The organism is Pseudomonas sp. GD04091 (assembly GCF_029836165.1).
GTDB lineage: Bacteria > Pseudomonadota > Gammaproteobacteria > Pseudomonadales > Pseudomonadaceae > Aquipseudomonas.
The window spans coordinates 278,506-304,132 of sequence record NZ_JAOEBG010000005.1 but is presented as its reverse complement, the minus strand read 5'-3'; the positions used below and the strand labels follow the sequence as shown (position 1 = coordinate 304,132).

General features: G+C 55.1%; 25 protein-coding genes. 10 read left to right on the top strand and 15 right to left on the bottom strand.

The annotated features are described in order from the left end of the window. Window positions 1-49: 49 nt before the first annotated feature. The 7 genes from N7422_RS09520 to N7422_RS09490 all read right to left on the bottom strand — a co-directional run bounded on the left by N7422_RS09520 (window position 50) and on the right by N7422_RS09490 (window position 7,827). Window positions 50-1,477: a UvrD-helicase domain-containing protein gene (locus N7422_RS09520; RefSeq protein ID WP_004577566.1), complete on the bottom strand. Its 1,428-nt coding sequence runs from the start codon at window positions 1,475-1,477 to the stop codon at window positions 50-52. Continuing rightward, entirely contained in the window at window positions 1,467-3,194 is a 1,728-nt protein-coding gene (locus tag N7422_RS09515) for an ATP-binding protein (RefSeq protein WP_004577567.1), read from the bottom strand. The genes N7422_RS09520 and N7422_RS09515 overlap by 11 nt, the downstream gene beginning before the upstream one ends. Before the next feature lie 173 nt (window positions 3,195-3,367). Beyond that, window positions 3,368-5,728, bottom strand: a complete 2,361-nt coding sequence (locus tag N7422_RS09510; protein ID WP_023662984.1) for a heavy metal translocating P-type ATPase — start codon at window positions 5,726-5,728, stop codon at window positions 3,368-3,370. Between the two features lie 5 nt (window positions 5,729-5,733). Continuing rightward, the gene (locus tag N7422_RS09505) at window positions 5,734-5,982 is read right to left on the bottom strand and encodes a DUF2933 domain-containing protein (protein ID WP_003246761.1); all 249 of its coding nucleotides are present in this window, start codon (window positions 5,980-5,982) and stop codon (window positions 5,734-5,736) included. A gap of 79 nt (window positions 5,983-6,061) precedes the next feature. Then, window positions 6,062-6,595, bottom strand: coding sequence for a cupredoxin family protein (locus tag N7422_RS09500; RefSeq protein ID WP_004577569.1), 534 nt, complete (start codon window positions 6,593-6,595; stop codon window positions 6,062-6,064). Window positions 6,596-6,742: 147 nt separating this feature from the next. Then, window positions 6,743-7,300: a plastocyanin/azurin family copper-binding protein gene (locus N7422_RS09495; RefSeq protein WP_004577570.1), complete on the bottom strand. Its 558-nt coding sequence runs from the start codon at window positions 7,298-7,300 to the stop codon at window positions 6,743-6,745. Window positions 7,301-7,467: 167 nt separating this feature from the next. Next, complete coding sequence (locus N7422_RS09490) at window positions 7,468-7,827, bottom strand: co-regulatory protein PtrA N-terminal domain-containing protein (RefSeq protein WP_016487037.1); 360 nt, start codon at window positions 7,825-7,827, stop codon at window positions 7,468-7,470. Window positions 7,828-8,034: 207 nt separating this feature from the next. Here N7422_RS09490 and N7422_RS09485 point away from each other — a divergent pair, with 207 nt between their 5' ends. Together N7422_RS09485 and N7422_RS09480 are read left to right on the top strand one after the other, a co-directional pair. Continuing rightward, a complete protein-coding gene (locus N7422_RS09485; protein WP_004577572.1) occupies window positions 8,035-8,712 on the top strand; it encodes a heavy metal response regulator transcription factor in 678 nt (225 codons plus the stop codon). A gap of 2 nt (window positions 8,713-8,714) precedes the next feature. Continuing rightward, window positions 8,715-10,091 carry a heavy metal sensor histidine kinase gene (locus tag N7422_RS09480; protein ID WP_016487036.1) on the top strand — a complete coding sequence of 459 codons (1,377 nt, stop codon included), beginning with the start codon at window positions 8,715-8,717 and terminating at the stop codon, window positions 10,089-10,091. A 36-nt stretch (window positions 10,092-10,127) separates the two neighbouring features. Here the strand turns inward: N7422_RS09480 and N7422_RS09475 are convergent, their stop codons facing one another. After that, complete coding sequence (locus tag N7422_RS09475) at window positions 10,128-10,742, bottom strand: DUF6088 family protein (protein ID WP_004374692.1); 615 nt, start codon at window positions 10,740-10,742, stop codon at window positions 10,128-10,130. Window positions 10,743-11,057: 315 nt separating this feature from the next. Between N7422_RS09475 and N7422_RS09470 the strand changes: the two genes are divergently transcribed. Beyond that, window positions 11,058-11,345, top strand: coding sequence for a hypothetical protein (locus N7422_RS09470; protein WP_016487034.1), 288 nt, complete (start codon window positions 11,058-11,060; stop codon window positions 11,343-11,345). Window positions 11,346-11,373: 28 nt separating this feature from the next. On the opposite strand, the gene N7422_RS09465 is transcribed toward N7422_RS09470, so the two are convergent. Continuing rightward, window positions 11,374-12,333 (bottom strand): site-specific integrase, encoded by a 960-nt coding sequence (locus tag N7422_RS09465; RefSeq protein ID WP_004577575.1) that lies wholly within the window; start codon window positions 12,331-12,333, stop codon window positions 11,374-11,376. Between the two features lie 181 nt (window positions 12,334-12,514). Between N7422_RS09465 and N7422_RS09460 the strand changes: the two genes are divergently transcribed. From N7422_RS09460 to N7422_RS09450, 3 genes are all read left to right on the top strand, one after another. Beyond that, window positions 12,515-13,396 carry a DNA-binding protein gene (locus tag N7422_RS09460; RefSeq protein WP_004577576.1) on the top strand — a complete coding sequence of 294 codons (882 nt, stop codon included), beginning with the start codon at window positions 12,515-12,517 and terminating at the stop codon, window positions 13,394-13,396. A 134-nt stretch (window positions 13,397-13,530) separates the two neighbouring features. Further along, window positions 13,531-14,175, top strand: coding sequence for a DUF6036 family nucleotidyltransferase (locus N7422_RS09455; RefSeq protein WP_004577577.1), 645 nt, complete (start codon window positions 13,531-13,533; stop codon window positions 14,173-14,175). Next, complete coding sequence (locus N7422_RS09450) at window positions 14,156-14,635, top strand: hypothetical protein (RefSeq protein ID WP_004577578.1); 480 nt, start codon at window positions 14,156-14,158, stop codon at window positions 14,633-14,635. Before N7422_RS09455 ends, N7422_RS09450 begins: the two co-directional genes overlap by 20 nt. Before the next feature lie 542 nt (window positions 14,636-15,177). Here the strand turns inward: N7422_RS09450 and N7422_RS09445 are convergent. The 3 genes from N7422_RS09445 to N7422_RS09435 form a co-directional block, all read right to left on the bottom strand. Further along, complete coding sequence (locus tag N7422_RS09445) at window positions 15,178-15,648, bottom strand: hypothetical protein (protein ID WP_279806299.1); 471 nt, start codon at window positions 15,646-15,648, stop codon at window positions 15,178-15,180. Between the two features lie 350 nt (window positions 15,649-15,998). Further along, entirely contained in the window at window positions 15,999-16,676 is a 678-nt protein-coding gene (locus N7422_RS09440; protein WP_023629704.1) for a hypothetical protein, read from the bottom strand. A 12-nt stretch (window positions 16,677-16,688) separates the two neighbouring features. Then, on the bottom strand, window positions 16,689-17,426 hold the full coding sequence (locus N7422_RS09435) for a HupE/UreJ family protein (RefSeq protein ID WP_023629703.1): 738 nt from the start codon (window positions 17,424-17,426) through the stop codon (window positions 16,689-16,691). Between the two features lie 514 nt (window positions 17,427-17,940). Here N7422_RS09435 and N7422_RS09430 point away from each other — a divergent pair. Genes N7422_RS09430 through N7422_RS09420 form a run of 3 tightly spaced genes read left to right on the top strand, consistent with a single transcriptional unit; the run spans window position 17,941 to window position 19,461 of the window. Next, the gene (locus N7422_RS09430; protein WP_019751578.1) at window positions 17,941-18,246 is read left to right on the top strand and encodes a metal-sensing transcriptional repressor; all 306 of its coding nucleotides are present in this window, start codon (window positions 17,941-17,943) and stop codon (window positions 18,244-18,246) included. Window positions 18,247-18,283: 37 nt separating this feature from the next. Next, on the top strand, window positions 18,284-18,724 hold the full coding sequence (locus N7422_RS09425; protein WP_029380634.1) for a YqaA family protein: 441 nt from the start codon (window positions 18,284-18,286) through the stop codon (window positions 18,722-18,724). A gap of 53 nt (window positions 18,725-18,777) precedes the next feature. Then, window positions 18,778-19,461 carry a TraX family protein gene (locus N7422_RS09420; RefSeq protein ID WP_019751580.1) on the top strand — a complete coding sequence of 228 codons (684 nt, stop codon included), beginning with the start codon at window positions 18,778-18,780 and terminating at the stop codon, window positions 19,459-19,461. 66 nt (window positions 19,462-19,527) lie between these two features. Here N7422_RS09420 and N7422_RS09415 read toward each other — a convergent pair whose 3' ends face one another. Next, a complete protein-coding gene (locus tag N7422_RS09415) occupies window positions 19,528-21,681 on the bottom strand; it encodes an SEC-C metal-binding domain-containing protein (protein WP_019751581.1) in 2,154 nt (717 codons plus the stop codon). Window positions 21,682-22,032: 351 nt separating this feature from the next. Here N7422_RS09415 and N7422_RS09410 point away from each other — a divergent pair, with 351 nt between their 5' ends. Beyond that, on the top strand, window positions 22,033-23,163 hold the full coding sequence (locus N7422_RS09410) for a DUF3800 domain-containing protein (RefSeq protein ID WP_019751582.1): 1,131 nt from the start codon (window positions 22,033-22,035) through the stop codon (window positions 23,161-23,163). A gap of 86 nt (window positions 23,164-23,249) precedes the next feature. On the opposite strand, the gene N7422_RS09405 is transcribed toward N7422_RS09410, so the two are convergent. Together N7422_RS09405 and N7422_RS09400 are read right to left on the bottom strand one after the other, a co-directional pair. Further along, window positions 23,250-23,696 (bottom strand): hypothetical protein, encoded by a 447-nt coding sequence (locus N7422_RS09405; RefSeq protein WP_019751583.1) that lies wholly within the window; start codon window positions 23,694-23,696, stop codon window positions 23,250-23,252. Next, window positions 23,693-25,627 (bottom strand): hypothetical protein, encoded by a 1,935-nt coding sequence (locus N7422_RS09400; protein WP_123902471.1) that lies wholly within the window; start codon window positions 25,625-25,627, stop codon window positions 23,693-23,695. The genes N7422_RS09405 and N7422_RS09400 overlap by 4 nt, the downstream gene beginning before the upstream one ends.

The following is a 25,627-nucleotide window of genomic DNA, read 5'->3' as shown; positions in this document are numbered from 1 at the left end:
CGACCTTGACACGATGGCAAGGTCAAGTGCGCAAACGCAACAGTAAGGCTCAGCCGTTGTTCACAGGCATCAGGATGGGGTTCGATGAACACACCACTACGTGCCTTGCGCCCCTCGTAAGGGCGACATACAGATTCTGAGCGGTCATAAGTTCAGGATGCAGAACAACCGAGACATCCGCCTCGAGCCCCTTGAGAAGTAATGTGCTGCCTACCGAGCGTCTTGCGATGGGGCGGGCAAGGTGTCGATTGCGTTCTCGCGCTTGAATGGCTGCACTCAGAAAGTCGGCTGTACCTCCCGCCACAGCTTGCATAGCGGACCGGCAGCAGTGCAGAACTTCCGGTCGGTACACCCGTGCCCCCGGCTGTTCGGCGAGGGCGTTGAGCACAAGGAGTGCTCGCTGCGGTGTTGGCTCCCCGACGAATGCGACGGCCTCGGCCTCGGCTGGGGTCGGTGGCGTTCGGGCACGTCCTGTGCGCAGAGACTCCACACGCGTTCGCAGGTTTGCTGCACCTACCCCCGTCATCACGCTTGAAGCAAATTCCGCAAGTTGTGCCAGAGCATTGGCACCCTGCAGGTTAAAGTTCCTGGCGAAGTTGACGAGGTCCCTTAGGTCGACGGCTTCGACGGCCATGGCGCCGGGTGTCTGGCTCGTGAGCTGATGGCGACCTTGCACGTTGATGGAGTCCCCGATGATGAGGACGCTGCCCCGAGCGTTGGGTGACTCGGTTCTAGCGGCCACCAGCCGCTGCTGGACTTCGGTCCCGGCGTTGAGCTGCACCCAGCGCACTTCTGCCGGAGCCGTGCGCAGATCCACCGGCTGGCCAACTTGAAGTTGCTGCCGTATGGCGAGTAGCCACTGCCCAAGGTTCTCAGCTCCGGCCAGCCGCCAGCGCCAGGGTATCCTCAGCTCTCCTGCCGCGGGGAACAGGGGCTGCACCTCATTCGCCCAATGCACCAGTCGATTGCCACGAAAGTCGAAGATGGCTTGCATTGGGTCACCGAGCACGCAGGTCGGTAGCACCCGGGCCAAACCTGACACGATGGCGTGCTGGACGACGTTGCAGTCCTGGTATTCGTCGACAAGCAAGCGCGCGTAAGTGGCACGGAGAGGCTGAGCAAGGTGGCCTGCCTGCAGTAACAGCATGGCGGCGTGCCGAATTGCAGGGTAGTCGGTGTTGGGCTGGTGGAGCTGTAAGATCTGTGGGTTATGGCCGCTTCGCGCTGGGAACTTAGCGATGAGGCGCATCGAGAATCCATCAATGGTGGAGACTCGATATGCGGAGTTAGGAACGCCGGCTCGTCTCAGGCGTGCCCGTAAGGCCGCAACGCCTGCGTTCGTGTGCGTTAGTACGAGTATGGGTTTGCTCTGCCTATGCGCGATGAGCGTCTCGGCAATCAATTGCGTTTTTCCACAACCTGCGGGGGCTGTTATGGAGCCACGCTCGATAGCGAAAAGATCGATCTCAAGGGGCACTTGTAAACGTCCAGAGCTGATTCGTGACTGCCATGAAGCCCTGGTCGGCGTTCTGTAGAGACGGGCCGACGATGTCCCTTGCAACCTCCTGATAGGTTGTCAACGACTTGAACCACCCGCTGTTGCGGATACGAGATGCAGCTCCCAAAAGCTCTCGCGTCGCGGGCAAGTAGCCCTGAATAAGTCTTTCAGCTTTGATGTCATGTAGTGTCATACGTCCTTGGGACTTCGTCTGGATGTGCGCATTCATCAGCTCTGCACCCACTATTGTTTCGGCTTTCGCCAGAAGTGCATCGAGTGCTTGGTCACTGAGATGGCGGAAGATCTCGTCCTCCAGAGTGAGACCTGGTCGCCATGTCAGAATTTGTCCGCCTGCGGCCAAGAATGCTTCAGGTAGCCCTGCGGTCGAAGGTTTGTCGGCGTCTACAAAAACCATCACGCGATAGCCTAGGTTCTGAAGTGCCGTTCCGCGGATAAGACTGTTATCGGGACTTCCCCCGCCGGCGTCCACATAAGCGCCACCATGAGCCAGGAATGAGGTAGCGCCAAGGCTGCCCCACCATTGGTCAAGGCCACGCGCGAAGCCAACCTCGCTGGCACCCTCGCAAACGATAATGGATTTGGCGAGGAATGCCTCTGGGTCCTTCCGAAGGGTACTTTGTACTTCGTTGGCCTCCCCTGCCGCCATAACGCTGTGGCGTTGAGGCCCAGACCGAACAACGAATAACTGGCTGCCGGACAATTCGCGCAGCGCGACCGGTGAGTGAGTCGTCATGAAGACCTGCAGCGGAGCGGCAGCGTCCTTTGCGCCCAGGGAGTCCAGGAATCGCATGAGCCGATGAGGTTCAAGCCCATATTCCACCTCATCGACAAGAGCAATTGGCGCGGCGCTAGCTGCAGCTCTTTGCAACCCTGCCACTAGCAATCGCGACGAGCCCGTGCCAAGGGAGCGAAGGGGAATGCCTGTGTCGCTGTGCAGCGCGATCGCACCCTCGCCAATCGACACAGAATGTGCGTCAAGGAGTGCTTGTGGCATCGCTCCAACCGAAACCCCAAGATGCTGAGCCGTGCGTTGCACCACCTCAAGCGTCTGAGTTAGATGTCCGACGGCTTGATTGCCAAAGTTCGCTCTTGCTTGCCTCGCGGCGCGCGCAAGTTCGGCACCTAGCTCTGCACGCTCGTCAGTAAGTCGATTGAGCACTGAGCCACGACTCCACGACAAGTTCGAACTCGCAAAGCTGCCGATACGGGCGGGTGCTAGTGCCGCTCGTTCCTTCCAGGGAAGAGTGCGTTCGAGTTGCTGCTGCTCCGCACGCTCAGAAAAAAGTGTCCAGGTAGGTTCCAAATCGGCACCAACTTGCAGAAGCAAGGTGATAACGGTCTCCAGCCCCGCTCGCGGTTCGTCTTCGACTTCTCCCGTTCCTGGATTGAATCCACGCAAGAACTCGCCGTAAACATCGATATCCATCAGCGATACCTGCAAATCGCCAAGCGTCACACTGATGGTGATGGGTGTTTCGACGTTCAGAGCGAAGAAGTCCATGTCGCCGAACGTGCCGCCCCGGCGGGCACCGACGCAAAGGTCAATCGCATCTAGAATGCTGGACTTTCCACTATCGCCAGGACCTATGAGGCAGTTAATTCCTGGGGCCGGCACCCAGTCGAGCGCCTGGATAGATCGGAAGTTGCTGATAATCAGTCTGCGAATGCGGGCCACCGAGAGTCCTCATGGGTTAACGACGACCAGTCTCCTACCCGCAGCGGCAACAGTCCATCGAACGTCACCTCGTCACTATGTGTTGCGACAGATAGGTCGGACCGGAAACTACCGTACGGCATTTTCCGGTCAGATGCGCTTCTGAATAATCACCTGGTCGGTGGTATGGAAGCCTATCCGATGTCCGTTGATTTCAACCTCAGAGCATTGAAGACCACCGACGCCGAGCTGACACTCATCGCCAGCGCAGCAATCAAGGGCGACAGAAGATGCCCCGTCAGCGGGTACAGCAGCCCCGCTGCTAGCGGGATTCCCATCGCGTTGTAGAGGAACGCAAAGGCGAGGTTCTGCCTCATGTTTTTCACGGTTGCCACTGACAGGGTGCGCGCTCGCAGGATGCCCATCAGATCTCCCTTGACCAGCGTCACTTGGGCGCTGTTCATCGCCACATCGGTACCGGTGCCCATGGCGATACCTACGTCAGACCTGGCCAGGGCGGGCGCATCGTTGATGCCGTCACCCGCCATGGCGACACGACGGCCATAGCCCTGCAAATCGGCGACCAGTTTCTCCTTATCCTGCGGTTTGACCTCACCATGCACTTCCTCGATTCCGAGCTGCTTCGCCACGGCTCTTGCTGTGGTGAGGCCATCACCAGTGGCCATGATGACCTTTACGTCTTCGCTTTGAAGCTTGGAGACAGCCTGTTGAGAAGTAGGCTTGATCGGATCGGAAACGGCCAGGAGTCCCGCCAGGCGACCATCAACGGCCAAATAGATGATGCTGATGCCTTCCAGACGCAGTTGCTCGGCGCGATTGCGCAGCGGGGTAATATCGACGCCCGCCTCGTCCATCAGTGCGGTGTTGCCGAGCTGCAGCTGATGGCCATCGACCTGACCGCGCACGCCAATACCCGAGCCCGACTCGAAAGTGTCCGGCTTGACCAGTGCAATGCCTTGACCCCGCGCATGATCGACGATGGCATGAGCCAGCGGGTGCTCACTACCCTGGTCGAGACTGGCAGCCAGGCGCAGCACTTCATTGGAGTCGTAACCGCCTGTCCCTTCCGCACTATGGAATACGGGGCACCCCTCAGTCAGGGTTCCGGTCTTGTCGACGATGAGCGTGTCGATCTTGCATAGATTTTCGATGGCGCTGGCATCGCGGAACAACACACCGCTGCTAGCGGCCTTGCCAGTCGCAACCATGACGGACATCGGGGTTGCCAGACCCAGGGCGCAGGGACACGCAATGATCAGCACCGCCACCGCATTGATCAGGCCAAATACCCAGCCAGATTCCGGCCCGAACAGCCCCCAGCCGAAGAAGGTCAGAATCGCGATCAGGATCACCCCGACCACGAAATACCCCGCAACGGCATCGGCCATACGCTGCATGGGTGCCTTAGAGCGCTGGGCCTTGGCCACCATCAGCACGATCTGCGACAGCATGGTTTCGGCACCGACTTTCTGCGCCTCCATAACTAGGCTGCCGTGGGTGTTTAGGGTGGCACCGATAAGGGCATCCCCTGCCCGTTTGGTCACGGGTAACGGTTCTCCAGTAAGCATCGATTCGTCGACTGCGCTCTCACCCTCCAGCACAGTGCCATCTACAGGAACCTTCTCGCCTGGCCGGACACGCAGATGATCGCCCTGATGGACATGGGTTAGAGGAATGTCCTCTTCTACTCCATCGGGCATGATGCGCCGCGCTGTCTTTGGTGCCAGTCCCAGCAGCGATTTGATAGCTGCGGACGTCTGCGAGCGGGCCTTTAGTTCGAGCATTTGGCCCAACAGCGTGAGTGAGATAATCACCGCGGCTGCTTCAAAATAGACGCCGATACGTCCGTCCTGGACAAAGGCCGCCGGAAACGACTGCGGAACCAAGGTAGCGGCCACGCTGTAGAGGTAGGCAGCTGCAGTTCCCAATCCGATCAGCGTCCACATGTTGGGGCTGCGGTGCCGGATGGAGTCAATGCCGCGGGCGAAGAACACCCAGCCACCCCATAGCGTCACGGGCGTCGCCAGAGCCAGCTCGACCCAGTTCTGGGTCGTGCCATGAAACAGTTGCAAGGAATGGCCAGCCATCGCCAGCACGGTCACGATGACGGTCAGCGGTAGGGTCCACCAGAATCGCCGAGAGAAGTCCTTCAGCTCCGGGTTTTCCTCCTCTTCCAGCTCCGGGATGACAGGCTCCAGCGTCATGCCACAGATCGGGCAGTTGCCAGGGGTCGGTTGGCGAATCTCTGGATGCATCGGACAGGTATATGCGGCTCCTTCTGGTGCCGATATCGTAGGGTGACTCGTATGCTGATGTGCTTCATGAGACGAGTGGCCCATGTACGAGTGGGGATCAATTTGAAACTTCTGCAGGCATTTGGCACTGCAGAAGCGATAGGTCTTCCCTTCAACGCTCTCGCGGTATGGGCTATCAGATTTCACCTCCATGCCACACACCGGGTCGCGCTGGCTCTCGGAGTGGGCGTGCGAGTTATGTGAATGATCCTGGTCATGATGGCAGGAGGTCTTTTGCATGCGATCTATGTCCTTTCTTCGTCCTTGGAAACAGCGGTGCTGCTGGAGTGGGAGTGCCCGCCGTGATTGTGGCCAAACAGATGCATCAGCGGGCATAGCAGCAGGATGAGGTACGGCAGGGCCTGCGAAAGATGACCGTAATGCTCACGCGCTACATAGAAGATGCCGATTACGGCCAGCATGATCAGCGCAATGCCAATCTTGCTCTTCCAAAAAGGCGGCTCAGTGGTACTGGTGTGATGGGTATGGTCCACGACAATAGCCTCGTTTCAATGGCGGCCGGATCAGTATAGGTGTCTCAGACTGGACGGAGTTGGCGAGTATCAATAAACGTCAGCGTACGGTCACCTTACCGACCATTCCCGACTGATAATGTCCTGGAATATTGCAGGCGAACTCCAGTTCGGTGGCGGCGGAGAAGGTCCAGATCAACTCTTCGCTTGCTCCAGGTCCGACAAGAACACTGTTGGGGTCATCGTGTTCCATACCGACCATCTTCATGCCGCCCATGGCATGGCCCATATTGCTCATGTCATGCACACCTGTAGGGGACAGCGTGCCGTTCTGAAACATCGCGGCCATCTCTTTCTGGTGCGCGGCATGGGATGCCGCTTTGCCAAGATTGAATTCGTGTAGCAGTGCACCGTCATTTTTCAGGACGAAGCGAACTGTCTCGCCTGCTTTGATCTCCATTGCTTTGGGTTCGAAGAAGATGTCCCCCATCCGGACTTCGATGGTGCGATCTACTGCCTGACCGTCTCCCGGTTGCCCAATACTGTCTTTCTTGTGGCCCGGGCTGGCCAGCGCATTGGCAGCACTGAGCAGCAAGCCAAGGGTGGTGATTATGAAAGCGGGTCTGAGTTTCATGGTGTGCCTCTGAGGTGTTGAGGAGGGATGAGTCCCGATGCTAATGAGGTGCAGCTGGCGGTACGCTGACGTGAAAACTACATCGCAGTAAGGTTCGTCAAATCGGTGCTAGCCAGCTCGCGGCCAACGGGTAGCACCGGTGCCGGACTAACGCAGAGCAAACTCACCGACCATCCCCGCCTGGTAATGCCCAGGCAATGTACAGGCGAAGCTCAAACTGCCCGCCTTAGGGAAGGTCCACACGAACTCTTTGGTTGTGCCGGGCTCGACGAGAACCGCGTTCGGGTCGTCATGCTTGGCTTTGATGACTTTCGGATAGCCTGGAGGGTTGGAGTCTCCCGTGCCATAACGCTCATGCCAGACAATGCGCTCGGCCATGCCGGTCGGGGTCAGTGTGCCGTCCTTGAACAAGGACGCCATCTTGCGCTGGTGCTCCAGCTGGGACGCTGCCTGCCCGATGTTGAACTCGTGCATCAACGCGCCCTCGTTCTTCAGAACGAAGCGCACGGTTTCACCTGGCTTCACATCGATCGTTTTCTGGCTGTAGTTGATGTCGTCCATCTTTACCAAGATGGTACGAGTCGCTGGCGTCGCCTGGGCCTGCTGCCCAATGCCATTGCTACTGCCGCCGGCCTCGGCAAATGCCGGAAAAGTGGTGCTGATGAACAGAGTGCTGATCAGCAGCTTAAGGGGTATGCGTTTCATGGTGAGACCTCGCGATGGATGCTGGAAATCTCATGCTATTCCCCGCTTGCTGCCAGGCCGCTGACCCCAAAACTACAATTGCGTCAGCTGGGAAAAAGCACGGCGCCATAAAGGCGCCGCTAGGCCAAAGGAGCAATCACGAAAGGCCTGGAAGATGGGGGAAATCTTTACTGATGGCATTCCTTGTCGGCCATCATCAGCTTGTGCTCTCGAATCATTTGACCCAGCACGTCGTCTACCAGCTTGTCATGCTTTTCCATCCAGGCTAGATGCTCTTCGGCTGACATGTCTGGCGCGGGATGTTCGTTGTGCAGCTGGCTCATGATCTCTTCGAGCATGTTCATATGCTCCTTCATGTGCACATGCCGCTCGCCGACCGGGGCCTTCTCCGCCTGGATCAGCACGGCTTCTGCTTTGTCGCGCATCTGCTGGATGCGCTCGAATACACGGTCGCTGCCCCCTTCGGCCCAAGCCATAGAAGACAGCAGTAGCGAACCAACCAGAAGCAAAGGTTTCAGCGATTTCATAGGGCAGTCTCCATCAGTGCAAACTATGGCCGGCACCTCTGCTTTTGGTCTGTCGAGGGCCGAGAGCACAACCTAATGCTCATGCTAGCACCCTAGACAAGCCACCCTGTCAGAGACCTGAAGTCAGAATTACATTTTCGTAAGCTTCTGGTTGGGGCCGCGGTTTGCCTGCAAACTCAGGCCACCCGATTTTTGGAGTCTGCTCGCATGAAACTACTGGTAGCTGAAGATGAACCCAAAACCGGTGCATACCTGCAGCAAGGCCTGAGTGAAGCGGGCTTCAATGTCGATCGGGTTATGACCGGTACAGATGCTCTACAGCACGCGCTGAGTGAGTCCTATGACCTCCTGATCCTGGATGTGATGATGCCTGGGCTGGACGGGTGGGAAGTGCTGCGCATGGTGCGCGCCGCAGGAAAAGACGTTCCCGTATTGTTCTTGACGGCACGCGATGGTGTGGAGGACCGCGTTAAAGGGTTGGAGCTAGGTGCGGACGACTACCTAATCAAGCCATTTGCTTTTTCAGAACTTCTGGCCAGGGTCAGAACGCTGCTGCGTAGAGGCAATGGCTCACCCACGCAAACAACGATGAAAATTGCCGATCTGGAAGTCGATCTGATGAAGCGGCGTGCGATCCGTGGCGGGAAAAGAATTGACCTGACCGCGAAGGAGTTTTCACTGCTGGAACTGCTACTGCGCCGGCGCGGCGAGGTGCTCCCGAAGTCGCTGATTGCCTCTCAGGTTTGGGACATGAATTTCGACAGCGACACCAATGTCATTGAGGTTGCGGTACGCCGGCTACGCGCAAAAATCGATGACGATTTCGATCTCAAGCTGATTCATACCGCCCGCGGCATGGGATACATGATGGATGCGCCGGAGTGAATATGAAGCACCTTTCGCTGACAGCACGCATGAGCCTGATGTTCATGTCCGCGGTAATTGCAGTCCTGACGGTAGCAGGGCTGAGTTTCAATATGCTCAGCCAGCACCACTTCAAGATGCTGGATCGGCAGGCCCTGGTGGAGAAACTCGAATCCGCCAAACATATCCTCAACAATGCTCGCGGTGAAGCGAGCCTTTCGGAAGAATTACCGCAGTTGCGAGCCTTGCTGGGAGCCCATCAGGATCTGGCGGCCACTATCCTGGCCAGTGACGGTTCTGTACTGTTCTCCGACCCCAGAGCAGTCGAAGTACCAGAGCGTTTCAGACGTGAAAATGAGCAGAGCATGTGGGAGTGGCAGAACGGCCAACACATGTACCGCGGCATGACGGCGCAAATCTCGGTAGCCGATCAGGCTGAGCCGCTCACAGCTTTGCTGATTCTTGACGTCACCAATCACACACACTTTTTCGACACGCTGCAACGATGGTTCTGGATTGGATTGGTCATCAGTGCCCTGTTCAGTGCCGCGCTCGGCTGGGTGGTTGCTCGCAGCGGCCTTAGGCCTCTGCGGCAAGTCACTCATGTGGCCTCCGGGATGTCCGCTCGCTCGTTACAGGAACGAATCCCTCTCGAACCAGTGCCGCGGGAACTTCAGCAACTGGTTCTATCCTTCAATGCGATGTTGGCTCGGCTAGAGGATGCCTTCGTTAGGCTCTCCAATTTTTCGGCCGACATTGCCCACGAGCTACGCACGCCCGTTAGCAACCTGATGACCCACACCGAGGTCGTGCTGAGCAAGAAACGCGATATCAATGCCTATGAAGAGAATCTCTACTCCAACCTGGAGGACTTGAAGCGCATGTCTCGGATGATTGATGACATGCTTTTCTTGGCCAAGGCTGATAATGGCCTGATCATCCCCGAGCAGGCCAGGATCGAACTGGCTGACGTAGTCTTCAAGCTGTTTGACTACTACCACCTTCTGGCCGAAGAACATGGCATTGAACTATCGCTCACAGGCACAGGCCAAGTGCTGGGAGATCGGCTGATGCTTGATCGTGCACTTTCCAACTTGCTGTCCAATGCGCTGCGCTACACGCCGGTGGGACATACAATTTCGGTTTTGATCCGCGAGACAGCGGACTCCACAACCTTCAGCATCGAGAACCCAGGGGACACAATTAGCTCAGAGCATTTAGAGAAGCTCTTCGACCGCTTTTACCGGGTCGACCCCGCTCGGCGGGAGGGAAGCCCGAGCAACGCCGGGCTCGGACTTGCCATCACCCGATCCATCATTGAGGCTCACAAAGGCCGCATCTGGTGCACCTCAGCCGCCGGCCTCACGGGCTTTCACATCGAATTGCCCCATTCCAGATGATGCCGATCTGGCGGTAAGTAGGCTACAGCTAAACCGCTAGCCCAACTTGACAGGGTGGGTGCAACTCGACTGAGCGCAGATTGCATTCGCCATCCAGATAGGTAACGAGCGGTGAGCTGACACCAGATCACCCCATTCGCTCTCGGGTAGTAGTTTATGAAGTTTGAAAACGGCATACCCCACGCTTGCCTCGCCAATCCAATCCAATGCTCGAATGGCTTCCCCCGCTCCAGTAGCGCCTAGAGCCATCAACCATCGAGGCGCATACCGAATCGACACGGTGGTCTTGCCTACCTGAAGCTCCCTAGAGCGTCCGTCGGTTAGAAAGACATAGCGAACTGGAACCTGTGTGCTCAGCCCTAATTTATTCGCGGCACGAGCCCCGTGGTCGACCAGCACTTCACCCAGCGCATTAGCCAGCGAGTGGACAACCTTCTCCGGTGCCGGCGGGCGCACGCCGAACCGAGTTTCGACTGCGGCAACATAAATGCCCCGAGCAACGCGAAACAGCTTTCCACCTTCGACCAGGCGAGAGAGTCCTCGCTGCACAGCATGGCGAGAACCATGATGCAGGAATCTGCTAGGTGTCAGAACCTCACCTTCTGGAAGCTGTTGAATGATGTCCAGGATTTTCTCGGGAAGAGCCTTCATTGTCCTGTCAAACCTCGTGAGTGGCCCTGCCAAGAACCACCAGAGGTGGCGACCATCTCATGCGGGACACATCATCGAACAATAGACCTGGTGCTTGGCTCCGTCCTGTGAGTACAGGCAATCTCTGTGCGAGTAGGTCTGGCCTGATGCCGTTTGGAAGTCGTAGCCCAAGACTCGTTCGTCCCGGTCATAGACCCTTATCAGCTCGGTCAGCTTCTCCATCGTCCAGTCATTGGATCCATTCAGCCTCGCAGGCAGTACAACCTGGACTGCCTCGACCAGCGTTCCCTCAGCGCGTCTTTGTAGCATGAACACTTGACCATTTCACTCAACGCGGGCGAATGGGAAGAGAAAAAACTAACGCCTTACCAGGTGGTCGTCCTTTGGAGCGAGTGGTCAGCAGCTGCCCGCGGGCGACTGAAAAATGAGCTGGAAATAGCCCGGCAAGAGAACATAAAAGCCAAAAAAGACAAGCAGGCATCCCGCAGTTACCTCTTCTTTGTGGGTGCCCAGGATGCCAAGAACCCTGCAATTTTCCATGTGCTGGATCATCGACTCATTTGCACCGCACATGACGAGCTGGTGTTCCCAGTGCGCAGCTAGGTGCAGATCGGGGCCGCGGAAGGCGGTCTTATGGCAGTCCCTCGGGCCAGTTTGAGATGTGTTGTAGCGCACTCAGTTGCCCAGGGAACACTCCTGTGCTCTCGACATAGCGCAATGCGGATTGCCCATCGCTCCAGCCTACGTACTGCATCAGCGCTTTGATATCCCAGCCGCTGCGGGTGGCCCAGGTGGCAAACCCGCGGCGCAGCGAGTGGCTACTGTACAGCTCCGAAGGCAGCCCTGCTGCCTGCAGTACGGCGCGCATGAGTGGGACAACGCTATTTGGGTGCAAGCCCTGCTCACCTAAGTGCCCCCAGCGATCAATTCCACGGAATACCGGCCCGCGTGCGATACCCGCAAGACTGATCCAGTCGACGTAGGCTTGTACTGGGCACAGCCTGGCCAGCGCCGGCGCGTTGAAGGTCTGGCCTTGGTTGTCCCGATCACCTTTGCTCCAGGGCAGGAACAGTTGCATGCCCTCCCCGGTCCGCACCTGGATGTGCTCGACCTGTAGGCGACATAGCTCATCACTGCGAAAGGCCCGCCAGAAGCCGATCAGTATCAGAGCGCGATCGCGGCAACAGCGCAGTAGCCGTGGCAAGTCGTCTTCCGCGCGGGCCTGCTCCAAAGCTTGTTCCAGCCACAACACGCACTGTTCGAACTGGCGCAGCTGCAAAGGTTCGGCCTGCTTCTCTTGGCGTGGGTGCAAAGTACGAATGCCCTTGAGGATCTGGCGGACCAGCGGAGTCTTGGTCGGATCCGGGAAGCCTTGGCTGACATGCCACTGCGCCAACGCCGCGAGGCGCAACTTCAAGGTATTGCTGGACAGGGTGGCGGCGTGATCGACCAGATAGCGCACGACTGTATCGCTAGTCGCCGGCAGAAAGCCACCCCACGTCACCTCGAAGTGCTCAAGCGCCTGCTGATAGCTCCGCCGGGTGTTGGCACGAGTGCCGGCCTGCAGGTACCGCTCGATCTCCTGGCTCATCTGAGCGCATCCCCTTGGTGTACCGGTGAGCGACTGCCAAACGACAAAAACACCGCATCACCTTGGATAATTCATGATTATCCAATTCTAGAATACGAGCGGAAAAAAACGAAGTTCTTGATAATATGCTATGTATTTACATAGTACATACCACAGAACGAAATCGTCAGGAGTTCCACTTATGGCCCGCGGTGGCATCAACAAAGCAATCGTGCAGAAAGCCCGGAATTCTCTACTCGCCCGCGATATCCACCCCAGTATTGATGCGGTGCGCATCGAGCTGGGCAATACCGGTTCAAAGACCACCATTCACCGCTACCTGAAAGAGCTTGAAGACGCCGAGCGCGGCCGGGATGCGGCCTTGATCCCGCTCAGCGAACAGTTGGCCAATCTGGTCAGCCAACTGGCAGATCAGCTAGAGGAGGAGGCGCAGGCCGCCGTGGCCCAGGAGCGCGAACAACTGGCCCGCGAACGGCTCGATTACCAGCATCGGTTTCGACAGGCCGAAAACCGCATCCAACAACTGGAAGGCCAGACCGCGCTCGACGCGGAACGACTTCAGACCACTCATCACGAGTTGCAGCAGGCCGAGATCGAGAACGCCCGCCTACAGCAGGCTAATCGCGACCTGGAGGAGCGGCACAAGGATCGCGACGCACAGATCCACTCGCTGGAGGAAAAACACCGACATGCGCGCGACACCCTGGAGCACTACCGGCAGGCCAGCAAGGAACAGCGTGAGCAGGAACAACGCCGACACGAGTCGCAGATACAACAATTGCAACTAGAACTGCGGCAACTGCAGCAGACCTTGATAATCAAGCAGGACGAACTGACGCAACTGAACCGCGACAATGCACGCTTGCTCACCGAGGCGCGGCAGTTGCAAAAAGAGCGACATGCACAGCAACAGCTAGTGGCGCAGAAAACTCAGGCCCTGGAGGCTCTGCAGAGCACGCTGGCCGGCTCCGAACGCTCGAATGAAGCCCTTGAACAGCGTTGTCGCACATTGCAGGAGGAGGTGTCCCGGCTGAGCGAAGCATCCGCGCTTCAGGTGCAGTAGACGCAGGGCCTGCAGGAGCGCTTGGTCGAAGCCACTACACAGCTAAAGCTACTCGGGGTGCCGCTTGTGAACAGCGATGGCGCACGTAGCACATGAACCGGCACACTGAGCCTATGCACTGAGCGGAGGTGGAGATGACACTACTTGAGACTGCCGATGAGGGGGCTGCGGAACCTGTCCGGCTGACTACGCCGCTGGGCCAGGCCATTGGTAATCTGTTCGCCCGGGCCTTGCCGCTACTGGATGGCAATCCGCCAGGCTCACTCAAGGTCTTCGTCTTCGGCGGCTGCGCGGTGCACCTGCTCACCCATGCGCGTGGTAGTGCGGACATCGATGCGGAGATCGAGGCGGCCCGTGTGCTGCGTAAGGACGAGATCATGGCCGTCTACACACCGCCAGAGGGATATGAGGACGGCGACGGCCGCGACTTGCAGGTGTACCTGGACCAGAACTACACCAATGCCCTCGGGCCACTGCACGAGGATTACCGCGAGCGCGCCATCCCCATGGAGGGTTTCGAGGGTGAGCAGCCGCTACATATCTTCGTTGCCGCCGGCGTGGATCTGGCCATCTCCAAGCTCGGCCGCTTTACGGAAAACGATCAATCTGATATCGAACAGCTCATCGAATGTGGCCGTGTCGATGTCGGCCAGTTTGTTACACTAGCAACAGAGGCAATCGATTATGCCGTGGGCAACCGAAGTGCAATGCTAGGCTGCCTGAAACTGGTCACAGCGAAGTACCTGGAGGATGGGCGAGATGCCACGTCTGGATCGTAAACAAAGCTTTGGCACGCTTCTGGAGACTGTCACCCAGCAGCGTCTTAGCCAAGTTGCGTCCGATGCTCTTGTGGAGCTCGCCAAGCAGTTGTGGTACGAAGAGCGCGACCTCGTGCCAGTACTGCAGCGTGAAGTGGCAGGCAAGCTGCGCCAGCCTGAACAGAAGCTGCGTGCCCTCTATCTCGTCGACCTGCTGCGTCGCTTTCCCTGTGTATCAACGGACAAAGCCGCGCGCCTAAAAGGCTTTGTCAGCAGTTGGTCAAACCTGAAACCAGCAGAGCGCTCACCGCGTGCGACCCAGCTTGTCTCTCGCTACCAACTCGACAAGCTGGCCTATGAATGGGGGCTTGAAGAGGACGTCAGCAAGCAGATGCAGGATGTCCTGGCTTTCCAAACCCGCCATTACGCGGCCACCCAGGGCGTGAAGACGGGCTATTCAGAGCCAACGCCCGTCAGCTAGCAGCAGAGCACGGCAAAATGGACGGGGAATGGCCAATTCAATAAATCACGACCAACGACTCGCTGATCTAACACGCGAGGCATTGGCCGACGTGAGCGAGGGTTTGGTGATCGATCACGCATTGGTCGAGACTTGGGCTCAGAGCCTTGATACCGACACCCCAGTACCTTTGCCAACTCCAGATCGGCCTACTTAATTCGCAGCAGGCCGAACTGATCCTCAGCGGTATCTGGCTGAAGCCATTACGCTAAGCGCGCCTTCGCTTGAGCAGGATTTCCAATCTGTTCGTTTAAGTGCGGCAAGTTACAGAGCGAATGCCCTAATTTTTGCCTTATCTCGGCACGCCCTCTTGTCGAAATAAACTCATTAATAACAATGAGTTACAGGACAAATGAGTGAATTTCCCCCTTGCCTCGGCATAACCTCAATCAGGCGTTCAGAGCCGTTTCTATAATTGACTATAAAAGCCTATAAAGCCCACCCTGAGCAGCTCAGCGACGCTAGAAAAATATTTAAATACAATCAGTTGCAGCGCGTATGTCCTAATTTTCCTTTATCTCGGCATGACCCCATATTTGCATGCCGACCAGTGCTGGATTGCTTGACCAGATCACGACGTTGTCAGGGGCGTAGATGTTGATCAGTAACGAATCAGGTTGCTTCGAAATGTTGTCGATGTGTGCCAGAAACTCTCGGCGGGCAGTTTGTCGCCGAATGCGCTCCTGGTTCGATAGAACGATATCGGCCCGAGGGTCCAACACCTCCCCCATCTGACGGTTTGGCAAGTAATGTTTGCTCAACTCACTGGAAGCCAGCGACTGAATGAATTGTGCAGTGAGGGCCGCATCGCGCTGGATGCTTTCGTTCACAACGAATCGAGAGGCGATGAAACCCAGGCCCAATGCGACCAGAGTGATGATCAGGACACTCACAATGGAAAACCAGCGCAGCAAATCGAACTGCATAAGGCGCGCAGTTGCATCCCTTCCAACGAAAAAGTCCCGTAAACGCATGTGAGGCCCTCTCCCAGGCTTTCTGACATGTGCATTACGGGTTATAGCTCAACCTGATCACCCCACCTGTTACACGTCAGGTAATTAGCGTGGTGGCCTATCGATGGGGGATGAACGGAGACAGTTGCGGGGCCGAGCGACCCCGCAACGTTCAATCACTCGTGAGAGTGCCCATGGCCCTCTGAACCAGAGGTGCCCTCGGTTTCTGTACCGCCACAGGCGGTCAAGAGGCCGAGCAAGCAGATCATCATGATGGAACGGGTCAGTTTGATAGCCATTTGGCAAAATTCCGGAAAATTGACTGTAGGTAAAACCGGCCCCCCGCACTCGACATGGGCGCCGGTCGCGGTTTACTTCTTGACGTTCAGATAGTCGCCTGATGTCTGCAGCGCGATGGTCACATTGCCCGAGGTGCGGTTACGCCAGAACCAGCCGTGGGTTCCATCGAACAGCGCTGTCAGCTCGCCGTTATCGCCTTTGACCTGACGCCCCTTGCTGTAACTGTGGAAATCGCCTTGCGCAGCGTTGTAAGTCTCACCGTGGGTATCGTGGTTGACTGGACCGGAGGCCGTCCATTGGTAAGAAACCACGCTGCCCTTGAGCATCTCCAGCTTGATCTCACGACCCTCGCCAGGTTTGAGGGTCAACGTAACCTCGTCAGACTTCGCGGCTGACTTTTGAGCGGCTGGCTGAGCGGGTTGCACAGCTGCAAGCTGCTGAACCGGTGCAGGTGCCTGAACAGGTGCAGGAGCCGGAGCCGGTGTAGCCGCTACCGCGGCAACAGGTGCTTTGGCCTGTTGCGCAGCCAACTCATCAGCCAGAGCCTCCTGAGCCAATGTGATCTTGATCTCCCCCATCTGGGTGAGGCCCATGGCACGACCGACGCCTGTCGGGTCCACCGCGTATTCCGATGGCATTACAACGGTAACGAGCAGCCCCATCGCAACGGCAAACGCGATAACAGAGGAACGGACGAGTTGACGGCTGGACGGCAGTTCACTTGCCGAAGGAAGTGGAGAATTGAACATGATCGAAGGTCCTTAAGCAGAGATAAACAGGCCGGTAATCTGGTAACCCATCAAGAGGAAACCGGCGCTCATCATGGCAACGTTGGCGGTATAGGCATGGCGCCAGAAGCTTGGTGTGCTGCGCCAGAACCCCATCAGGATGAGGATTGCGCTCAGCGCCAAAAGCTGGCCGATTTCGACGCCTACGTTGAAGGCAATCAGGTTGGGGATCAGGCCATCCGCCGAAATCTCGTACTCCTGGATCTTGGTGGCCAGGCCGAAACCATGCAGGAGGCCGAAGATCAAGGTCGCGGCCTTTGTATTAGGCTGATAGCCGAACCAGCGCTTGAAGGCGCCCAGGTTGTCCAAAGCCTTGTAGACCACCGAGAAGCCGATGATCGCGTCGATGATGTACGAGCTGATGCTGATCTCCGTCAGCACCCCAAACAACAAGGTCACCGAGTGGCCAACAGCAAACAGCGTGACGTAAAGGCCAACGTCCTTCAGGCGATAGAGGAAGAAGATGACGCCGAAAAGGAACAGCAGATGGTCGTAGCCCGTCATCATGTGCTTGGCGCCCATGTAGATGAACGGGATCAACATGACCCCTGTGCTTTCCTGGATAAAGCCCTTGTCACCCTCTGCTACAGCATGGGCCAAGGCTTCTGGCATGCCAATGAACAGGGAAGCAACCAACAGGAACAGCAGAAACAATGGGTGGCGTGAACGCGTGGCGAACAGTCCCCTACCCGTTATCGAGTGCAGATGCATGGATAAACCCTTTCTTGCAATGATCGTGAGCCGCTAAGCGGCTGATGTCAGCAGGCAAGTAGAGGACGAGGTGGGCGCTCGATGCGGAAAATAGGCGGTCGAGGCACTGAATCGCCGGGTAATCCCATGCGAACCGAGGGCTCGAAAGTAGAAAAAAGCTGGACGGAGGACGTGAGTTGAGGCGTCTCGTGCTGATGGTCAGGGGTAAGCGGTGAGTGATAGTGGTCTGCGCACTGGGCACAGCTCCAGGAGGACTCAGCATGGTCATGCCCGTGCTGGACTACCTGCTTGCTGTACACAGGGCTCTGCGTCGGCACTGAAAGCGAATAGGCGTGACCGGTCCAAGCCAGCAGAAAGGCTATAGCCAGAAACACAGTCATGGTCGCTGAAAGTAGACGGCGAGACATCCTGACGCCTTCGTAACGGATACGGACTAGCAAACGGACACGTTTGACCTAACCCCCCTAGGGGGATAGCATGCAAGCCTAATGTAAAGCCGTCCGAGACTCAAGCCATGACCGAGCCAGTCCATGAACATATCCATGGCCACACCCATACTCATCAGAGTCACGAAGCAATCATCAAACGCCTGAAACGTGCTGACGGCCATCTGCGCAGCATCATTACCATGATCGAAGAAGGCCGTGAGTGCGTAGACATCGCCCAGCAGCTACATGCTGTCGAAAAGGCAGTTTGCCAAGCCAAGCGCACGCTCATTCAAGACCATATCGATCACTGCCTGGAAGATTCGGTTACCGCTTTGAGCAATGGTGATCGATCCGCAATCGACGAATTCAAGCAGATCACCAAATACCTCTAAAGGTTGTCCATCGCTTGCCCGTAAGGCGGTCACCATGATGTTGGCCCTTGGCAGTTACCTAGGTCTATTCCTGGCCGCATTCGGTGCTGCGACTCTGCTTCCAATGCAGTCCGAGGCAGTGCTTGCAGGGATGCTGGTCTCTGAGTATTACGATCCCCTGCTGCTTTTGACCGTTGCCACCTTGGGCAACGTGCTGGGTTCTGTGGTGAACTGGCTGCTAGGGTTGGGGGTTGAGCGTTACCGGGATCGCCGCTGGTTCCCAGTAGGTCCTGACAAGCTGCAGAAAGCGCAGAACGTGTACCACCGCTATGGCTACTGGTCTCTCCTGCTCAGCTGGGTCCCGCTGATAGGAGACCCCCTGACCCTTGTCGCGGGCATCATGAGAGAGCCGCTCTGGCGCTTTCTTCTGATCGTCTCGGTGGCCAAGGGCGCTCGGTACCTCATTCTCACCATGCTTGTCCTGGGAAGTATGCCTTGAACGTACAAAGCCGGGACACGGCCCCTACAAAGCCACGCAACGCAGAACAAGACTTGATCAAGTGGATCGCTCTCCTCACGATGGTTTTTGACCACATGCGTTTGGTATGGCCTGGTGCAGAGGATCTTTTCGTCCTGGGTAGACTTTCGTTTCCCCTGTTCTGCCTCGCTATCGCAATCAACGTCGCACGCACCCAGCCGGGCGAACTCTTCACCCGTAGTAATGGCCGATATCTCGCGCTGATGGTGCTGTTCGCTGCCATCTCGGAGGTCCCGTACCGAATGATCAGTAGCTCAGGCACGTTTAACGTGCTTTTCACGCTGATCTTGGGGTTGATGGTTGCCTGGGGAGTCCACCACCGGAACTGGTCCAGCCTCTTGATGGCTGCCATAGCACTCGGTTTCGCCAGTGTTTTCGCAGATCCACTGATGTACGGGTTTTACGGGGTATTGGTACCAGCGGCTTTAGTACTTGCGATCAAGCGCCCGGAATTTTTCGCGATGGTCCCGGTTGTACTGTGCGTGCTAGCCAATTCGCGTACAGGGCTTTTTTCGCAAGCCATCCACTTGGAGCCCGCTGCCTTGGCCGCCCTCATACTGGCTGCTCTGGCGCCACTTCTCGGACTGATAGTTCTGTGGTCGCGTATGCCTTTCAGGGTTCCGCCTGTGACTCAGTGGAGCTATTGGTTTTATCCAGGACACCTCGCTGCCTTGCTCGGTATTCGCTCCCTAATGTGAAGGCTTCGGTTGAGCGTATAGGTGTCCACTACTCCCCTTCGGTGAACCTGCTGCTCATTAACCAGGCTAAGACATACAGCACTTTTTGTATTTTTTCCCACTCCGGCAGGGGCAGGGTTCGTTCCGACCCACTTTCCTCCCATTCGACTGGCGTATGAGAGACTTTAACGATGATATTGGCGCTGGCGCCTGAGCATCTCTGGTGAGTTCGTCCATCTGATCAGACTCAGTCCAGGGAAAATTCAAAGTTACGCCGAATTGAATGTCACAATCCCCGTCGACAGCCAAGCCAAACCAAGTATCTGATCGCATAATGTACTTACGCTTGTGGCAATGGAATTGCAGCCGGCGCATCGCTGCCGGCGACGGCATTCTATTAGAGTGGAAGCAGATCCCGGAGTTACCTTGCTCAGCCCCGATCGTAAAGTCGTGCCCCTGCCCATCCTCTCGCGTCATACGAGTAATGGCTTCCAGCCCACGATGCACATTAAAAGCAGCATCCTCATTCATGGCTAAAAGCTGAAGTCCGAGTTCAAGCGTTGCAGGATTGGCCTCAGCTTCGATCTGAGAAATAACCTGCTCATAGCGCGTGCCTGCCAATCTAGTCAGTATGCCTTCAGGTGTATGCTTGCCGGGATGCCCCTCCCGCCGTACAGTCATAGCGGTATCGAGATCGACTGCATATGAGTCATCAATCATCACGTAGCTGAATTCCTCATCAAGCCACATGTTTCGTTTAAGATGGAATCCCAAGGCCGTCAGTTCATGACTCAGATTCACCTTACCGGCTGCGGCAATCCGTAGACGAATGTAGCTGAGGAACCTCAGCGGTGACGTTAACATCTCCGCAATAGCGTCCAAGAGGAAGACGTCCATAACGAGTGGCGCTTTGATCACCTCAGTCGTCTGGTAAGTTAGGTACTGACTGGATTGAAAAGCTAATGCCGGATAGTGTTCAGAAACGACGCTGAAAAGATAGATCTCTTTAGGAGGATGAGGAAGCTTCAATTCTCGACCTTGATCATTCTCCAGTCTGCACTCTCCCTCCACGATAATATTGGCGCAAATCCATCCCTGATCGTAGGACTGCTGAATGGCAGCGGCGAAGTCGGACTTTAGTTGTCCGTCATTGCCTTTTCTAGCCTCAAGGGTCAGCTTTTTCGCCTTGGCTTGGATGATGATCAGTCGATCCCCGAACACCACCAGCACGTCTGCTTCACCCGCAACGTCCTTGCCCTTGAACAAATTCACATTGGTATGCACGTTGTCCTGACCGAAAACGGCTCTCAATCTCAGCGCTGAGAACTGCTCTGCAAATGCACCGCGATGCTCCATAGCAGTCGGCCGGTACGGCTTGTCGGCCCACATCCAAAAAAAGGGCGACTCATAAAGTGCCTCATAAATTGCGTAGTGCTGGAACAGCAACACAGTACCGCGACCGGTTGGCAGCAACGGTGTGGCAGCGACCGCGTTGAAATCGCCAATGGTTTGGAACTGCAGGTTATCGCCAGTTAGCGTCAATGCACCGAAAACAGCTTCGACAATGGGAACATCCAGCCCGCTTGAGTCCGCAACAAGCTGTGCTGAATATTCGAACGCTCCTATCAATATGTGGGGGTCAATCACTGGGGCTCTGGACTTGGCAAAAGTCGCGCACGCCTTCTCGTCCATTAGGTTACACATTGTGCTAGCGACCAACTGGGCCTGGGTGATGGTGAAGCCCATTTTTTCAACGAGCCAGGTATCGTCCGCGCCGTACTTTGTGGGAAGTAAATCTCGGTACTGGAAACTATATGCGGACTCGGTTCCATAAAAAATCGGCTCCCGCATGGACATACCGTCCCAGCCTATCTCGGCTGTGCTACCGCTGACCGCTTGGGCCGTCAGAGATGAAAGCATCGGTCGAGAAAGTGCGTGGTGTAGCTCCAACATCAGCGTGTCGGTGCGTTCTACCAAATATCCCAGGACCTCTACGGTGGGCACGCTCATGTCCAAAGCCTGGCGGACCATCAACCCAAGCAAAGTCGTGATCTCAGTCCTCAATAATCGGTCGTTGGTGAACAGATGAGCCATATCCTTCGGGTTCAGCTCATCGCGGTACAGGACCAGGTTGTCCCGGTGACATATGAAGGCAATCGCATGAACGTAGCCAGGTGAGGCAGTTAGCTGCACAAGATCAGCTAGAACCTCCGTTTCGGTTCGACCTACAGGTGTCGGCATGCGGCATTACTCCATGGTTGGCTTAGGCGATCGGCAGACAGGTCTTGAGCGCGACATCGATGGTAGCGTGGCTTAATTTCCGCCATTAGCCCCCCGCGAAGCCTTTACAAGCTAGGCGCATGACATCCCCCATGCGGGTTTCAGTGCTCCCAGAGCAACCGCGGTTCCCAAATCCTATGATCGAAGCATCCTACACTGCGGTGACGCCCTACCGCCTGCATGCGTAGACCTTCCTGACCGGAATGATGATGCTCTGTCAAATGGTGGTTCACGTCTAGAATGAAACAGATATCCCGGCATGCGTGAAGGGAATCACTACTACCACTGACACGCCGCACAAGGAATAGATTTATGTATTTTTATGTAGATGAGAGTGGGCAAACGGGTCTGAATCTGTTCGACCCGCAGCAGCCGATTTTATACTATGGTGTACTGTCCTCGCCGCACAATGTGGATGAGGTCGCTAATGATGAAATTCAAGAACTACGCGAACGCTTTGGCGTTGCAAGATTGCACTCAAGTGAGTTGGGCATGGGGCGACTGACCAGTATTGCCTCTGAACTCTCGGCATTGCAAGCAAAGCTAGACTTGACCATAGATATTTATCGGATATCCAAACCTGATCATGCTTTGATAAGTTTTTTTGACCAGCTCTTTGATCAGGGGCTCAACAAGGCAGTTCCATGGTCAGCATATTGGACTCCTTTACGTTTCGTAGTATTAGCGAAGCTTGCATACCTATTTGATGAGGATTTGATTAAACTAGCCAGGAAGGCTCGAATCGAGAAAAAGACCGAAAAAGCAAATACTATATTGCAAGAGGTATGTAACACGCTGCTGTGTCGGATTGACTATCTTCCCGACCCTAGAAGTCGCGAAATAATACGAGATGCTCTTACATGGGCCTGCAAGCATCCTGATGAAATCCATTACAACATATACAGCAACAATGATCGCCTTCAAATATCTCCTAATTTAATCGGCTTCCAGTCAGTCATGCATGGTATTGCACTCAGACTGAAAGTCGGCGGAGGGGATGCCGCTGCAATCGTGGTTGACAGGCAAGGTGAGTTTAATCGCGCTCAAGAATGGGTCGCTAACTTTTATAGGAGCGCGAAAGATAAGGGTGGGCCATGGGAAGTTGGGCCGGGCCTGCCTAAAATGGATCTATCCAACATCCCCGACATTCCTATCACGTGCACCCCTGGCGATATGAGTGCTGGTTTAGAATTGGTGGATATTTATCTTTGGTTGATGAAGCGTCTTTTTGAGAAAAAAGATTTGAGCCCTGAGTTGCTAGAGCTTTTAGCGCCTCAAATGGAAAAAGGAATGACTGACGAGGTTTCGTTTGCTGGAATAATGAAACGATGGGAGCCAGTTCTGATGAATCTTCCTGATCCAAGCCCCGAAGAGGAAAAGCGTGCGCGACAACTCATGGCCCGTCATGAAGAGTATCGAAAAAATCATCTTGATGGAATATAGATTCGTTTAGGCAATCATCCGGGGCGATATGGACTCGGTGCAGCAACAGACTGCACCAACCGTAAACTGAATGCGACAGCACCAAATCATTTGATGTCGACAACCATCGCCTTTGCAGGAGCAGCATCAAGAATTTGTACAGCATCACCTACCTCTTTGTATTCCTTCCAGAATCGTTCGAGTGCGCTCATACCACCAGCTAATTGTACTGCGCGAATAAGACCTGCATGCGCAGCTATCAGCCTCTTTAATTTAAGTACCAGTACTTCATTGTCTCTGTTTAAGCGCTGCGATTTTTTGTCGTGTACGTCGAAAGAAGATAAACTCGCTGCCGCAGCCCGCGCTTCAAGTTGTTTTTGGCGACTTTCGACAATGAGTTTCATTCGTGCAGGGTTGCGTGTAAATGCCGAGGCGTTTTTGAGCAGCGAATGGTGGCGAGCGATTGCCCGCGCCGTAATATCGACGTCCTCTAGCGCCAACTGATCAAGAACTTTTTTCAATTCAACATTTGAAGGATCCAGCAAGGTTCTCATGAGAAGATGTCCTTTTTGTCAAGTCTTGAGTAATCGACTCCATCGGGATAAATTGTTTCATATGGCTGAGCTTCAATTGCTTTTTGCACACCATCAATGAGTTTGGATGCATGCGCAATTTGATTCGCTCGACCTGTTGTTCTCACCGGCTTGCCCTCAGCAGAGCAGCGCATAATCACTAGACTTTCTTTCAAATCAATCAACGTCTGCCGATGATGGGGCAAGCCACTTGCTGCAAAATGCCTGCATCCATCGAAACACTTGAGATGTCTCGAGCAAGGATTAAGGGAGAAGCTGTTGGTGCAGAAGCCGTAAGGAGTTACATGAAATCCATCTGAGTTGGCTGCGAGGTATGCAAACGCTGCCTCATCACCATGTTCTAGTTGAATTCTCTTGAAAGATTCTCCGATATGGCTACTAACAGCTATGCCGCTCACGACCATTTTTGCCACTAATTCGTGAGTGCTACCTGCGGGAATAAACTGCTGCGCTACAGTGGGCAGTTCGACGAATTTGAGTTTTTCAGCAAGGCTACGATGATCGTACTCATAACTCTGTGCTACTGACACTCGGCCAAACTGATGTGTGATGACTGTATCTGAAACGTTCTGGCGAAACAACTCAGTATTCATCAAGTGTCGCAACGAATGAGGTTTGATAGACAATTTCTTCATTTCCGAAGTTGAGCCATACTTCTTAAAGAAGGAAAGTGAACCATTACCTTTCACCATACCAAGCGAAGTGTACATTCTAAGCTCGCGCGGCGTGGTAATAACTGAATCACCAGAAACAGCGGCGCTCGACAAAGGCCATTTCTTAATACACCCGGCAGTAAGAAATAGCCGTTGCCATGTCCCTACAGTACCTCCTGAATCCGTTCTAAATATTCGCAGGTCAGATCCGAACGTTTGAGACTGATTTAGATATTGATTTTCCAGAACCCCCCTAAATGGCTTCGTAGCAAGCCTCGCTTCCAGTATCGTGCTTTCAATGAGCTGCTCAAATCTTTTTGGCACAAAATAAAAACTTTCAATCAGAGTGCCAGGAGTTTTGTTTCGTTTTTTCTCTGAATAATAGCGCAATCTCAAAGAACGTCCTACCCCGCCGATATCGGATGCGCTTTTATTGGTGACCACATCTACATGCTCGACCCATGTCAGGCAGTCTTCAGGCAGCGTTAACACCTCATTAATACGCAAACCCGTAAGTATTAATATCCTGATAACTAAAAAATAAATTAAATCATTATATGTTCTTGCGCGCTCACAAAACACGATTCTAGTCAACTCGAATAGCGAGTCTGCCTCAGGAAGCTTGGATGCATCTTTTCGTACCAGGTAGCCGGCTAAAAGCCCTGGCCTTCGATCTCGCTTTACCGTTGGGCGAACAGGACAGAAGTTTGAGATCATGTTTTCATCAATAATCTTGGCCACAGTAGCTATATCCCGCGAGGCCTTTTCACTCCACGACTTAATAGATAGTAGCGCTTCAAAATTTTCTCGTGAGATCTCATATGGAGTTAGTACGGTACTTGAGAATAGTCGCCTTGCTGCCTTAGCTACTACTTGCGCGCAATCCGCTGTGCGACCACTCAAGCAAATACTCCCGATTATAGCCTTGATGAAGTCTTGGACTATTGTTGGAAGCACTCGACTGGCTGGAAGGCGTGCTTCAGGCCAGCCTGCGGTTAGGGCCAGTTGATGAGTTTCTATATCTACTCCGAAGCCCCCTGTACCATATGCATGCCTGTCGTGACTATCGTTAAGGATTCGAAGATCCCAATCTGTACCTTTTATCGGTTGGCCACAGTCATTCAGAGGAATGTCCCAGATTACTCCTTTTGCCTCAACAGCTCTGCGCACACTGGTGACAAACTTCTCAAATAGATATTTCGCCGATGGCTCATTGGACGGAGATTCAATCACGGCCAT